This is a genomic window from Idiomarina loihiensis L2TR (assembly GCF_000008465.1).
In the GTDB taxonomy this organism is placed as follows: Bacteria; Pseudomonadota; Gammaproteobacteria; order Enterobacterales; family Alteromonadaceae; genus Idiomarina; species Idiomarina loihiensis.
On sequence record NC_006512.1, the window covers coordinates 760,442 to 773,763 of the forward strand.

Genomic DNA, 13,322 nt, shown 5'->3' on the forward strand with positions numbered 1-13,322 from the left:
AGCTTATCAAGTCGCTTTTTTAAAAACTAAGCGTTTTTGCCCACCGTAACTCAATAAAAATACTAGACCTTCAGCTAAAGGCTTACCAATAAAAGGTGTGACACCAAGATACCGGAAAGCCTCCGTAAGGCCGTAATTAGCAGCCACTAAAACAATCGCCAAACAACTGTACTTAGTTGCGTCCCAGGCGACATGAGCCCCCTGTTTGAATACCCATTGGCGATTCAAAGAAAAGTTGAACACCCCGGATATAATTCGCGCCAGAACAATAGACTCCAACACCTGGCCGGAGAAAAAGTAAGCTGTCGCAAAAATAGAGTAATCAAGGCCGGCAGACAGAATGCCAATACTCGCAAACTTTAAAAACTTTTGGTAAATTTTTATCGAGTCGATTACTGGTCGGTAATGACTTGTTTCATTACCCTCTTCATAAACCGTGGTTATTTCCTGAGAGTTTATGCGATAGCCGCAGCGCTTAGCCGAAAGCAGCATTTCCAACTCAAACTCATAACCTGAACTGTTAAAGTGAACTAACTGTTTAAGGAAACCTAACGGAATTCCACGTAGTCCGGTTTGGGTATCTTTAATATCCTGACCCGTTACCAGCCGAAAAATAACCCGGGTAAATTTATTACCGAGTCTGGAGCGGAAAGGAATGTCTTTTTCATCGAAAGTGCGGCTACCCAGCCATAGTTTATCCGGGTATCCTTTTAGGCAGGTGCAAATAGCGAGAATGTCTTTCGCCAAATGCTGACCGTCTGCGTCAGCAGTTACGGCACCGGAACAGCGTTCATCACTTTGCTTGATGATCCAGTTAAATGCCGTGCGCAACGCCGCGCCTTTTCCCTTATTTTGCTCATGCCTTAGAACATGAACACGATGACGATCAGCCAGTTGCTGAAAAACATCGGAGAGGCGACTACCGTCATCAACAACAATAATACCCAGATAGTGATTCCATTCTGGATCTCCAGTGGTAATACTATCAATAAGCTCCAGCAAGTGCTGGTCGGGATCCAGCGCCGGAATAACAATATAAGGTTTCTTCATTCCAGCACTGGGCCTTTGTTTCTATGTTTTTTTGTCCTGATCGTCTTTGACTTCGTACTCTCCATCAATAACCGAGCCACGGTCTTCCTTATTATTTTCATAATGTTCTTGTTGTTTTTGATACTGCCGTTGTTGCTCCTGATAATGCTGTTTCGCCTGCTTACGCATACGCCAAACCTGTTTAATAGCATGACGTTGACGCCACATAACCGGAATCATCAGCACAAATAAAACGGCGGCGATGACCATGCCAAAAGCCAATCCAAGGCCTATCAGAACCAATAACAAAAAAAGGCCCAGCAAACGGCTGAGCCAGTTACCGGAGGATGAACCTCCGGTACGCGAACCCTGGTTGAAACGGACATAAACTTTATCTCGTTTATGAGTCATAACTGCTCCTAAAAAATGACTACAAAGCTAAGACAACATAAGGCACAGACCGTTCCTACAAGGTTATCTTAACGTCTATTTACGCATATCTTCTGTTGCTTTACGTACCGCTTCAAATTCATTGCCCGGTGCCCATTGCGGCCAATCCCGTGAGTTTGCTAACTCATTGCCAATTGAATAAAAAACGGACATGTCCTGCTGTACACCACGTAAATCCCAGTTTTCATCAAATTCATCAGCCGGTTTATGATAAGCGTCGCGATTAAATATAGCACGCTGCTCTTCAGTCCACTCGCGGCCCTTTTCAAAGTGATCATTGCCACCTTCAGCGTAAAGCATCGGCACGCCTTTCTTCGCCAGGCTAAAATGATCCGAGCGGTAGAATGAACCCACTTCAGGAGTTGGCTCAGGTGCTACATAACGATCTTGGGCCTTTACGTAGCGTTTCAAGTAGTCTTCCATAGAAGAATTGCCATAACCAACGACAACCATGTCTTTCATCGGACCATAAACGTTCATAACGTCCATATTGATACCGCCAACAGCTTTGCCCAGCGGCAGCATTGGATGTGACGCGTACCAGCCAGAACCGAGCAGGCCACTCTCCTCTGCACCTACCGCAGCAAACACAATAGAGCGCTCTGGTTGTGGCCCTTTAGCAAACTGCTCAGCCATAGCCATTAATGCGGCCGTGCCGGAGGCATTATCCTGCGCACCATTATAGATAGGATCATCTTCACGCACCGGATCGGTTCCCAGATGGTCGTGGTGAGCCATATAAATAACGTGTTCTTCTGGATATTTAGAGCCCTCAATGTAACCAATCACGTTATTGGTATCTAAATATTCAAATTTGTTTTGCACCGTCAGTGAAGCTTCAATATTCAGCGGCTGAGGCTTAAACTCACCACTTAACGCCAGCTCCCGCATTTGTTCTAAATTCTTGCCTACAGTAGCAAAAAGCGCATTTGCACTCTCTTCGGTTATCCAACCTTCAATGGCTGAGCGATCCATATTCTTGTTTTCACGCTTTAAGTCAAAACGCACTGGAGAACCGCCAGCAACAACCCCCCAGCCATATCCGGCAGGTCCAGTCTCGTGTATCACAAAAGCGGCTTCAGCGCCCTGTCTGGCGGCTTCCTCAAATTTATAAGTCCAACGACCATAGTAAGTCATTGCATTGCCATTAAATAGCTCAGGATCACCTGTTGCGTAGCCCGGGTCATTTACTAGCATAACAACGGTTTTACCTTCAACATCCAGTCCTTCGTAGTCGTTCCAGTCGTATTCAGGAGCAACAATACCGTATCCGACAAAAACAACGTCGCTGTTCTCGACTTTAACTTCGTCAACCACTCGCGGTGTCCACGCCATCATTTCCGTACGGTACTTCATTGACTCTGGTGCTGACTCACCATCAAAGTTTAGAGAACTCACTTTATACGGCATCAATTTGACTAAGGGGACAGGTTGACGATAACTGTCATTTTCCTGGTCATACGGCTTTAAGCCCCACTCGCGGAAATTATTTTCAATAAAGCTAACCGTTTTTTCACCACCAGCTGATGCAGGTGCGCGCCCTTCAAACTCGTCAGAAGATAACGTTTTAAGATAATCCCGGTAATTGGGGTTAAAAGCTGAATCCTTTATATCGGCAACGGCTTTATCTGTTTCTTTGTTTGATTCGTTTGCCGGCCCGCAAGCAGCTAAGACACTTAAGCTCAGTGCTCCCAATATGACGTACTTCATGGTTTCTCCTTTTATATTACTTTTCATTATTACTCTTTACCGTATTTTTGCTCACAGCTCTCGCCCTCAGCTTTTCTTAATTGATCGCCCATGCGAATATCGTGCTCCGCAAAAAATCCGCCATTGACCTCAAGTACGCTCCAGTAATTTTTCCCCGGAGAATAGCTTCTGCATTGCGTTGGATCATCGCTGCCGCAAGGTCGCATCGTGAACGTTTTCACAATACGGCCTTGTCGATCAAGGTAAGCAATATCTAATGGAATTAATGTCTGGTACATCCAGAAACCACTGTAGCCGGGCCGCTCATTTCCATAACGGAACCACATTCCATTGTACTCACCCAGTGACTCACGCTGCATTAAACCCCGCGCTTGTTGCTGCTGATTATCCGCTAGCTCGACTGTCAAAGGTTGTTCAAGTTCGCCCAGACAGACTTCGGTTTTATCAAATTCTTGTGGTTCAGGAACATTCCATTGCTGCGCCAGACTGCAAAAAGGTAAGGCGCTGATTAATATAAAAAGCACTCGATAGTTCATTTGCTTGACCCTGTCATAATCAGTAACTCTGATTTTGTCCTATCCAGTGGGAGATCGCAATTCAAACCTCAACTTGAGCAGGACAGTTCAGAGACCTGCTCCTCAGCCGTTGGCGGCTTCGCCCAGGGGCTTTCGCGTAAACGTTCAGAAAAGGGGGTCATTAAAGCCTGCACATAGTCATGTAATAACGAGTCGTCACCGGTTTCTGCAGCCTCGATAACCCGCTGCGCATGGTGTGTCCTGACAATAACCCAGGGGTTAACTTGCTTCATCACGTCAATATCGCTCTCTCCGTTTACCACGTTATTGTATTCCTGCCACCAGCTGTCACCGCTTTGTGCCAGTAACCCTTTCGGCTCTTTCGCTTCAAGCGAGTCAATTAAGTCACGGAACGCCAATTGATAATCGGCCTGGTTCACTTCCAGCAGACTTAACCAGCCGCCAACTAACTGCATTCTCTCTTTGGCCGGCACTGACGACATCCCCAGACGCTTTGTCATTCGGTTTAAGTAAGCTTTTCGAAGTTCAGGTTCGTAGGTGTCCAGCGCCGCCCTTAGTTTATCTGCCTCAATTAAAGGACTAATTGCCTGAGCCAGTCGCTGTAAATTCCAGAGTCCAACTCCCGGTTGTTGCAAAAGCCCGTAACGCCCGCCCGCATCGGTATGATTAAAAATCTTTTCGGGCTGGTAATCATCCAGAAAGGCGTAGGGGCCAAAGTCGAACGTTTCACCCGCTAAACTCATATTGTCAGTATTCATTACACCATGAATAAAACCATAAGCCTGCCACGCAGCAATCATCTCAGCGGTACTTTTAACCACCTGCGAAAATTGTTCCTCGATATCCGCATCCGCTAAGTGTGGCCAGGTCACTTCTATGGTGTCCTGCCAGAGGTTGTGCATGGTATCTTCCAGTCCGCGGTGAAAACAGTGTTCAAAATGACCAAAACGGACATGCGTCGTCGCTGTGCGGGCCAGCATCGCGCCGGGTTCAACCCGCTCCCGTTGTATCTTCCCTTGTGTCGAGATTAAGGCCAAAGCACGCGTTGTCGGAATAGTTAGCGCGTGCAGCGCTTCGCTTGCCAGCAATTCCCGTATAGAAGAGCGCAACACCGCCCTGCCATCTGCGCCCCGGCTGTATGGAGTCGGTCCGGCGCCTTTTATATGGATATCCGTTATTTTATCTCCCACTACGGCCTGACCCAGCAGCAGGCCGCGACCATCGCCTAAATAAGGGTTAAAATGTCCGAACTGATGCCCTGCGTACTTTTGCGCAACCGGGTCACTTCCCGGGCAGTGCTCGAGCCCTCCCAGCCACTGAGACAATTCAGCCGGCGGCGTTTCTCCATTGGTTAATTCAGCCCATAAAGGGCTATTTAACCAACGTAAATTGACCTCGCCATCGGGCTTTATTGGCTGGCGAGTTGTAATTTCCGGGAACTTACGGGCAAAGCGGTTATCAAAAACTATTGGCATACATCCTCCTGCTAAATAGATTGTTACACAGTCAGCGAGGCTTGCATAACTCATAATAAATCAGCTAAGGTCGCAACGTTTGGCCATTGGCAGCAAAGGAAGCCACATGCAACTTCATTCTTTACGACGTATCACCGCAATAGGCGGTGGCCACGGTCTCGGTCGGGTACTGTCGACTCTGTCGTTTATGAAACATAAGTTAGTCGGTATTGTAGCAACCACAGATAACGGCGGCGCAACCGGTTTGTTACGTGAGTCACAACACTGCATTGCCTGGGGGGATATCCGCAACTGCCTGTCACAACTTGTTGAACAACCGCTAGCGGCCGAAGTACTGAATTATCGTTTTGATTGCACATCGTCACTGCATGGTCATAACTTCGGTAACCTGCTGCTTTATACACTGGACCAGCTCAGTGCCCGCCCGTTAGATGGTATACAGCTATTAAGTCGTTTGCTGAACGTCGATAATCGCATACTTCCTATGTCGGAATGCCCGACCGATCTCATTGCGACAACCAACGATGGCATTCAGTGTCATGGTGAAATACGCATTGATAAACTGCCGGTTATGCCACGCAAGCTCTCCTTATCCGGCAGCGTTACTGCAACCCCCGAAGCGATACGCCATATTCGAAGCAGTCAGTTAATCTTGCTGGGACCGGGAAGTTTCATGACCTCGGTTATGCCACCGTTACTCATTAATGGTGTCCGCGATGCCTTACGGACAACTCAGGCCAAAGTGGTGTTTATTGATAATCTGGTGGATGAAAACGGCCCTGCCGGGAAACTCAGCCTGGCTGAAAAAGTCGGCTTTATCGAGAAGCAATTGGGTAAGCAGGTTATCGACTTAGTTTTAAGCAACAAGCAAGAAAAAGACCTAAAATTACCGGTTATTGGCGGTTTGCAGAGTGATGAAGATGTCTACTACCGCCATAATACAAGCAATTTACTGGCTAAATTAGAAGAAGCCGCGAAACAACTCCTGGTGGAGAGTGCTTAGCCGCCGTCAGCTGAAATACGCGAAGCCACGGCGCTGTGCTGATCCCGATATTTAGCATCTTCACGCTTGTTGTAGGGCCTTGCACAAGGGCCACTGAGCTTCTCAAAACTAATAGCACCTATCTTCATACCCGCTCGTAATGCCAAAGGTAACTTACCGCTATTAAAGAACTCCAGAACAATTTGTCCTGACCAACCCGGGTCAATGCGGTGAGCCGTTACATGTACCATCAATCCTAAACGCGCTAATGACGAGCGACCGTCTAACCAACCCACCATATCGGCCGGCAAGGTAATAGACTCATGTGTTACCGCTAAAGCAAATTCGCCAGGGTGAATAAAAAAGGCCTGGTCATCTTTAAGCACAATTTCATCACTCATGACTTCCTGAATTGCCGCTTCAATAGCTTCGCGCGAGCCGCTAATATCTATAAAAGGTGCCGCATGATCCTGCAGCACACGAAAATCGTTGCCTAAATGAATATCTAGTGTAACGCCTGAGATATTATTGGCTTGGGGTGCAGGTTCGACACCTATAATTCCATCTTTCAAATGCTGTTCTATTTCAGTGTCGTTTAGGCGCATGGTTCATCGTTCTCCGTGTTGTCATTTAAGACCTTAAGGCCAGTACTATAACGAATTTTCTTGCTGATAATAGAGTTTTGCTGCAACTTGTTGCGCTGAATTTAAAATTAGCTGACTTAACGGGTGTTCCGGCTGTGCTAACAATAGTGGTGTATCGCCATCCAGACTCTCGCGCAGCTCACTGTTCAAAGGCCACTGTCCCAATAACGGTAAGTTGTGCTCAGTTGCCATAACCGCCCCCCCGTTTTTGCCAAAAACCGCATCTTCATGCCCACACGACGGACATTGGTAAAAACTCATGTTTTCCAATATGCCTATAAGCGGAATATTCAGCTTTTCAAACATAGCCACGCCTTTCTCCGCGTCTTTAAGTGCAACGGTTTGAGGTGTGGTTACTACCACCGCGCCAGTTACCGGTAATTTTTGTGCCATGGTCAACTGAATATCGCCAGTACCCGGCGGCATATCCACAATAAGATAATCAAGCGCTGGCCAGGCCGTGTCTTTGTAAAGCTGCTGCAGAGCGCCACTTGCCATAGGACCGCGCCAAATAGTCGCATCGTTGTCCTCAACCAGGTATCCCAGCGAATGTACATGCAATCCGTGGCGCTCTAAAGGCATCATTTTATTGTTCTTGGTCAGCTCCATCTCTGAGCCGCCACCGCCAAGCATGGTCGGAATTGATGGCCCGTAAATATCGGCATCCAGCAAGCCAACCTTGGCGCCTAGCTGTGATAAAGCTAGTGCCAGATTCACACTGACAGAGGATTTCCCCACTCCGCCTTTGCCTGAGGAGACAACAATGACATTACCCGTGGTAAGCGGTAATTCCGGCTGTGAGTTCTTCAATTTTTTGATCTGACAATTAAGCTGCCAGTCAAACTCGCCCAGTTCAGAATCCTCTTGTATGGCTTTCAGCAAGGACTCGCCAGCAACAAAAGGCAAATTCAATACCCGTTGCTTACCGGAGCCAGTTACCCAGTTATCGGGTATGCCATTAGGCAATAAGGGGTGAGTAAAATCTTTCATCATCAACCTCGGGGATCTGTGTATCAGCCAAGAGCTATGCTAACATGAGCGGCATAAAACTTTAGGGTTTACATTCGATTAATCAACAAAACGGAAGCAGATTTTCGCATGAGCCAATCCGCACGTAAAATACTGGTTACTAACGCACTGCCTTACGCAAACGGCCCTATCCATATCGGTCACATGTTGGGCTATATTCAGGCCGATATCTGGGTACGCTTTCAGAAGCTGCGCGGTAACGAATGCCACTTCGTCTGTGCTGACGATGCGCATGGCACACCGATTATGCTGAAAGCCCAGCAGCTTGGTATAACGCCTGAACAGATGATTGGCGACATGCAACGCTCGCATGAATCCGATTTTAGTGATTTTTTAGTCGGTTTTGACCACTACTACAGCACGCACAGTGACGAAAACCGTGAGTTGGCTGAGACTATCTACACGCGTCTTGATAAAGCCGGACATATTAAAACCAAAGTCATTGAACAGCTGTATGACCCGCAAAAAGAGATGTTCCTGCCCGATCGCTTCGTTAAAGGCGAGTGTCCGGATTGCGGCGCAGAAGACCAGTACGGCGACAACTGCGATGTTTGTGGTGCAACATACGCACCAACCGACCTGAAAAACCCCAAGTCGGTGGTTTCTGGCGCAGAACCCGAACTGCGTGAGTCTGAACATTACTTTTTCGACCTGCCGGCATTTGGTGACATGCTAAAAAGCTGGACGCGCTCTGGCTCATTGCAAAATGAAATGGCGAACAAGCTCAACGAATGGTTTGAACAAGGCTTGCAACGGTGGGACATTTCCCGCGACGCGCCCTACTTTGGCTTTAAAATTCCCGGCACCGAAAATAAATACTTCTACGTATGGCTGGATGCGCCTATAGGCTACATGAGCAGTTTTAAAAACTATTGCTCAACCACAGGCAAAGCAGACTGGGACACTTATTGGCAAGCTGACAGCGAAGCCGAGCTTTATCACTTTATTGGCAAGGACATTATCTACTTCCACAGCTTATTCTGGCCTGCCATGTTAAAAGGTGCCGATTTCCGTCAACCAACCAATGTCTGGGCACATGGTTTTATTACGGTTAACGGGACTAAAATGTCCAAATCGAAAGGGACATTCATTAAGGCTCGTACCTACCTTGAGCATCTTGACCCGGAATATCTGCGTTATTACTTTGCAGCCAAACTGACAAGCCGTATTGACGATTTAGACCTGAATCTGACCGACTTCGCACAACGGGTCAATTCAGACCTTGTTGGTAAGGTGATTAATATTGCCAGCCGCTGCGCCGGTTTTATTCAGAAAAAGTTCGATGGAAGACTTTCATCTAACGTAGCTGACTCAGCACTGTTAGAAGACTTTCAGCTGGCCGGTGACAACATCGCTGAGCTTTATGAAAAACGAGAGTTCTCACGTGCCATGCGCGACATTATGGCGTTGGCTGATCGTGCCAACCAGTACATTGCTGATAAAGAACCCTGGCAGTTAATTAAGCAGGAAGGCAGCGAGCAGGAAGTTCATGAAATTTGCTCGTTGGGTATCAATCTATTCCGAGTGTTAATGGTGTATTTAGCGCCAGTTGTACCAAAACTGACCGAAGAAGTGCAGAGCTTCTTAAACGACAACTTCACCTGGGACAGCCACAAAACGGCTTTAACAGACCACCCGATAGATAAATTCAAAGCGCTCATGCAGCGCGTTGAAATGGATGACGTAAACGCCATGATTGACGCATCAAAAGAAGAGCAAGCTTCACAAACTCCGGCTGTGGAAGCCAATGATGAATTGAAGAAAGAACCCATTGCCGATGAAATAAGTTTTGACGATTTTGCTAAAGTTGATTTACGCGTTGCCCGCATTGCAAATGCCGAGCACGTTGAAGGTGCAGATAAGTTATTGAAACTGACATTGGATCTTGGCGGTGAAACTCGTCAGGTATTTGCCGGCATAAAATCAGCTTATGATCCGGAAGCATTGAAAGGTCAATTAACCGTTATGGTTGCGAACTTGGCACCTCGAAAAATGCGCTTTGGTTTATCTGAAGGCATGGTGCTTGCAGCAGGCCCGGGTAAAGATGAAATCTACATTCTGAACCCGCACGATGGCGCCAAACCCGGTATGAGAATAATGTAATCAATCGGGCAACTAGTCCATTGATATAATACGACACCCCAGAATAAAGTCGCCGCTGTTGTCTTCCAGTCTCTGACTGCGAACAACTTCAGCGGTAACTTTCAACGGGGCTATGGAACCAGACGAGCCAATTTCCGCAAATAAGCTATCGCCAATTTCTGCGTTTTCAGGTAATTGCAAAGATAAACCAACCGCACTTAAATCAAGACAAATCCCCTGTAACTGCTGCTCTCCCTTTTCATTTTTAAGAGTAACCTTTACATCTGCATTGACTGCCATTCGCATGAAATTTCGATTTTCCGGGGATTCCAGCATGTTGTCCTCTTATTTGTATATTAAGTGTAAATCTTACTTAAGTTTTAGCACGCCTTAGCCGATAAAAAAACATTATCGGATAACATGGAACCGTCATCATGGTAGAAGCGAAGTTTTCAATTGGTCAACTTATCACACACAGCCTTTACGGTTACCGTGGCGTGATTATTGATGCTGACCCGTGCTTCACGCTATCTGACAGCTGGTACAATAAAATGGCAACCTCTAAACCGGCCAAAGATCAGCCGTGGTACCATATTTTAGTTAACAACTCGTCAATTCAGACTTATGTCAGTGAAAGCAGCTTAGAAGCCGACTTTTCAGAGCAGGCAATTCAACACCCAATGGTTGACCTTTTGTTTTCGGGAAAATCCGCCAGCCAATATAAGCTGTCCGAAAACCTCAACTGAATTTGCCGATGCCCAATGCTATAGTTACCATAGACTAAAATAGCGTAATAAGGGTAAGACAATGGCAGAAGAAACAATTTTCACAAAAATTATTAACCGTGATATCCCTGCGGACATTATCTACGAAGATGACAAAGCGCTTGCGTTTAAAGATATAAATCCACAAGCCCCGTTCCACTGTTTGATCATTCCCAAACAACCTATTGCGACAGCAAACGACATTAATGAAGACAACGCCGGTTTGGTTGGCCACTTGTATGTGGTTGCAGCTAAATTAGCAGCGGAACATAATTTTTCACAAGACGGTTACCGGTTAGTCATGAACTGTAATGAGTATGGTGGCCAGACGGTGTATCACATTCATCTACACATGCTGGCTGGAAAACAAATGGGCTGGCCACCTTATACTGATAAGAAAAAAGAAGCGTAAAGCAATTAAGGGCGATACCGAGTATCAAGAATTTTATCAACGACCCAGGCATCGTCCCTTTTAATCAGTACCACATCACGGCTGTCCTTCGCTCTCTCACCGTTGTGATAGCCGTCAAAAATGACCGTTACTCGTAAATCTTCCGAATTATTTAAGTAATCGGTAAAAGAGTTGGTTTCCACTTCAATTTCAACGGTTTCAAAATAGCGGCCAAGAACGTACCTCTGAACCGCACTAACCGCACCATAATGATCAATTAAGTCAGCCATACGCTCTGAAGACAGCTGTTTCGCCTGCTCTAAGTCTCCGTCTTTATAAATTGAGTCATAAAAACCCTGGATAACTTCTTCCGGCTGGGCTTGTGCATAATTTATCGGTTCGTCGTCTCCACACGCAGATAACGTCACTATAGTGAAAGCCACTACCAATAAGTTTATAATTTTCATCACCTGCTATTCTCCTTTTGCCACACCTTCGCGACGTGGGTCAGCACCGCCAATAAGAGTGCCGTCTGAATCAATGCTAACTCCGTGTAAGCCACTGTTTAAATCAATAACTTTAACGTCATGTCCGCGCTTCTCTAAATCTGCTTTGAGTTCACTTATGTCCCGACCTTTTTCCAGCGAGGTATAATCATTACGGTTAGTTACGTGACCAAGATTGATAGCTTGCTGGACGTTTAGGTTCCAGTCCAGCATGCCAACTAATGTCTGGCTGACATAATTAATAATTCGGCTGCCGCCGGGGGAACCTAACGCGTGTAAAACCTGTTCACCCTTCTCGTCCAGTACAATAATGGGATCCATTGAACTACGGGGGCGTTTCCCCGCCTCAACTCTGTTCGCATACTTTTCTTTACCATCGCCCGGCGCCAGAGAAAAGTCCGTTAATTGGTTGTTTAACAAGAAACCGCCGGCCATGACCGTTGAGCCGAAACCCATTTCAATACTGGTGGTCATAGACAATACATTGCCTTCGGCGTCGACTATTGAGACATGGCTGGTATTTGGCAGTTCATAAGCAATATCCTGCTCATACTCGGGCTGTAACTGAACTCCCGGTTTTGCCTTGCCCATGTCATTTTCGGTAATTTTATCTGCCCGGCTCGACAAGTAAGTTTTGTCCAGCATGGCTTCAACTGGCATCTCTACAAAGTCAGGATCCGCAATCCATTGGTTCCTGTCGGCATAAGCCATGCGTGACGCCTGAGTAAACAAATGAACGAATTGTTCTGAATTAGGTTCAAGCTCACCTAACTCAAAGTTTTCCAGCACGCCTAGTGTTTGCAGTGTTGTAATCCCCCCAGAACTTGGAGGTCCCATGCCACAGACCTGATATTGTCTATATGCGCTGCATACTGGTTCGCGCAGTTTGGCTTTGTATTGGCTTAAATCTTTAAGACTTAATGCGCCTGGCTCGATAGGGCTGTTTTGTACCGCATCCACAATCTTTGCTGCCAGCTCCCCCTGATAAAATGCATCAGCCCCCTGCTCAGCAATAAGACTTAAGCTCTTTGCATAGTCAGGGTTCTTGAGAATGGACTCCGCTTTCAATGGCTCTCCGTTAGGGAAAAAGTAGTCGCTGGCTTCAGGCATTTTTTTCACACCAGGGTTAATCTCCATCTCAACCAGCTTGGCCAGTCGCGGAGATACTTCAAAACCCTCTTTTGAAAGCTCAATAGTTTGACTAAAAAGTGACGACCAATCCGCTTTGCCCCAACGTTTATGAGCTAATTCCAGGCCGCGAATGACTCCCGGTGTCCCGACTGAACGGCCACCGACGACGGCGTCAATCCACTTAGGCGCATTACCTTCTTCATCCAGAAACAAAGACTCAGTAGCGTCCATAGGAGCAGTCTCACGCGCATCTATGCTGTACAGCTTGTTCTCTTCGTTATCCCAATACAGAATAAACGCACCGCCCCCCGGCCCCGATGACTGAGGTTCAACCAGCCCGAGCATAGCCTGTACAGCAATAGCGGCATCAACTGCAGAACCACCACGCTTTAAAACCTGATAGCCAGCGTCAACCGCGTGCGGGTTCGCTGCAGCCACCATAAAGTTATCGGCAGTTACCGCACTCTTCTCAACAAAGCCAGTTGCGGCTTCCGGTTCACGGGTTTCTTGTTCGGATGCAGGCGTACAGGCAGTTAATACGCTTGCAGCAATTATTGTCGGTAGCCAGAACTTCATAAGGCCTCATTCATATT

General features: G+C 46.8%; 14 protein-coding genes. 4 read left to right on the forward strand and 10 right to left on the reverse strand.

The features are described from left to right. Positions 1-6: 6 nt before the first annotated feature. From IL_RS03580 to IL_RS03600, 5 genes are all read right to left on the reverse strand, one after another. Complete coding sequence (locus tag IL_RS03580) at positions 7-1,050, reverse strand: bifunctional glycosyltransferase family 2/GtrA family protein (RefSeq protein ID WP_011233955.1); 1,044 nt, start codon at positions 1,048-1,050, stop codon at positions 7-9. Positions 1,051-1,071: 21 nt separating this feature from the next. Beyond that, positions 1,072-1,440 carry a hypothetical protein gene (locus IL_RS03585; RefSeq protein WP_011233956.1) on the reverse strand — a complete coding sequence of 123 codons (369 nt, stop codon included), beginning with the start codon at positions 1,438-1,440 and terminating at the stop codon, positions 1,072-1,074. Between the two features lie 75 nt (positions 1,441-1,515). After that, on the reverse strand, positions 1,516-3,189 hold the full coding sequence (locus tag IL_RS03590; RefSeq protein WP_011233957.1) for a M28 family metallopeptidase: 1,674 nt from the start codon (positions 3,187-3,189) through the stop codon (positions 1,516-1,518). Positions 3,190-3,218: 29 nt separating this feature from the next. Next, positions 3,219-3,725, reverse strand: a complete 507-nt coding sequence (locus IL_RS03595; protein WP_011233958.1) for a DUF192 domain-containing protein — start codon at positions 3,723-3,725, stop codon at positions 3,219-3,221. Between the two features lie 68 nt (positions 3,726-3,793). Continuing rightward, positions 3,794-5,200 carry a protein adenylyltransferase SelO gene (locus IL_RS03600; protein ID WP_011233959.1) on the reverse strand — a complete coding sequence of 469 codons (1,407 nt, stop codon included), beginning with the start codon at positions 5,198-5,200 and terminating at the stop codon, positions 3,794-3,796. A 106-nt stretch (positions 5,201-5,306) separates the two neighbouring features. On the opposite strand from IL_RS03600, the gene IL_RS03605 reads away from it, so the two are divergent. Next, positions 5,307-6,203, forward strand: coding sequence for a gluconeogenesis factor YvcK family protein (locus tag IL_RS03605; RefSeq protein WP_011233960.1), 897 nt, complete (start codon positions 5,307-5,309; stop codon positions 6,201-6,203). Here the strand turns inward: IL_RS03605 and dcd are convergent. Further along, a complete protein-coding gene (gene dcd, locus IL_RS03610; RefSeq protein WP_011233961.1) occupies positions 6,200-6,787 on the reverse strand; it encodes a dCTP deaminase in 588 nt (195 codons plus the stop codon). The genes IL_RS03605 and dcd overlap by 4 nt on opposite strands. A gap of 45 nt (positions 6,788-6,832) precedes the next feature. Then, on the reverse strand, positions 6,833-7,819 hold the full coding sequence (gene apbC, locus IL_RS03615; protein ID WP_231378626.1) for an iron-sulfur cluster carrier protein ApbC: 987 nt from the start codon (positions 7,817-7,819) through the stop codon (positions 6,833-6,835). Positions 7,820-7,924: 105 nt separating this feature from the next. Here apbC and metG point away from each other — a divergent pair, with 105 nt between their 5' ends. Further along, positions 7,925-9,958, forward strand: a complete 2,034-nt coding sequence (metG, locus tag IL_RS03620) for a methionine--tRNA ligase (protein WP_011233963.1) — start codon at positions 7,925-7,927, stop codon at positions 9,956-9,958. Between the two features lie 12 nt (positions 9,959-9,970). On the opposite strand, the gene IL_RS03625 is transcribed toward metG, so the two are convergent. Beyond that, on the reverse strand, positions 9,971-10,273 hold the full coding sequence (locus IL_RS03625) for a PilZ domain-containing protein (protein ID WP_011233964.1): 303 nt from the start codon (positions 10,271-10,273) through the stop codon (positions 9,971-9,973). Positions 10,274-10,371: 98 nt separating this feature from the next. On the opposite strand from IL_RS03625, the gene hspQ reads away from it, so the two are divergent. Together hspQ and IL_RS03635 are read left to right on the forward strand one after the other, a co-directional pair. Beyond that, entirely contained in the window at positions 10,372-10,683 is a 312-nt protein-coding gene (gene hspQ / locus IL_RS03630) for a heat shock protein HspQ (RefSeq protein ID WP_011233965.1), read from the forward strand. A gap of 61 nt (positions 10,684-10,744) precedes the next feature. After that, the gene (locus IL_RS03635; protein ID WP_011233966.1) at positions 10,745-11,113 is read left to right on the forward strand and encodes a histidine triad nucleotide-binding protein; all 369 of its coding nucleotides are present in this window, start codon (positions 10,745-10,747) and stop codon (positions 11,111-11,113) included. Positions 11,114-11,118: 5 nt separating this feature from the next. Here IL_RS03635 and IL_RS03640 read toward each other — a convergent pair whose 3' ends face one another. Both IL_RS03640 and ggt read right to left on the reverse strand, forming a co-directional pair. Beyond that, positions 11,119-11,559, reverse strand: a complete 441-nt coding sequence (locus IL_RS03640; protein ID WP_011233967.1) for a hypothetical protein — start codon at positions 11,557-11,559, stop codon at positions 11,119-11,121. Positions 11,560-11,565: 6 nt separating this feature from the next. Further along, the gene (gene ggt, locus IL_RS03645) at positions 11,566-13,305 is read right to left on the reverse strand and encodes a gamma-glutamyltransferase (RefSeq protein WP_011233968.1); all 1,740 of its coding nucleotides are present in this window, start codon (positions 13,303-13,305) and stop codon (positions 11,566-11,568) included. Positions 13,306-13,322 lie beyond the last annotated feature (17 nt).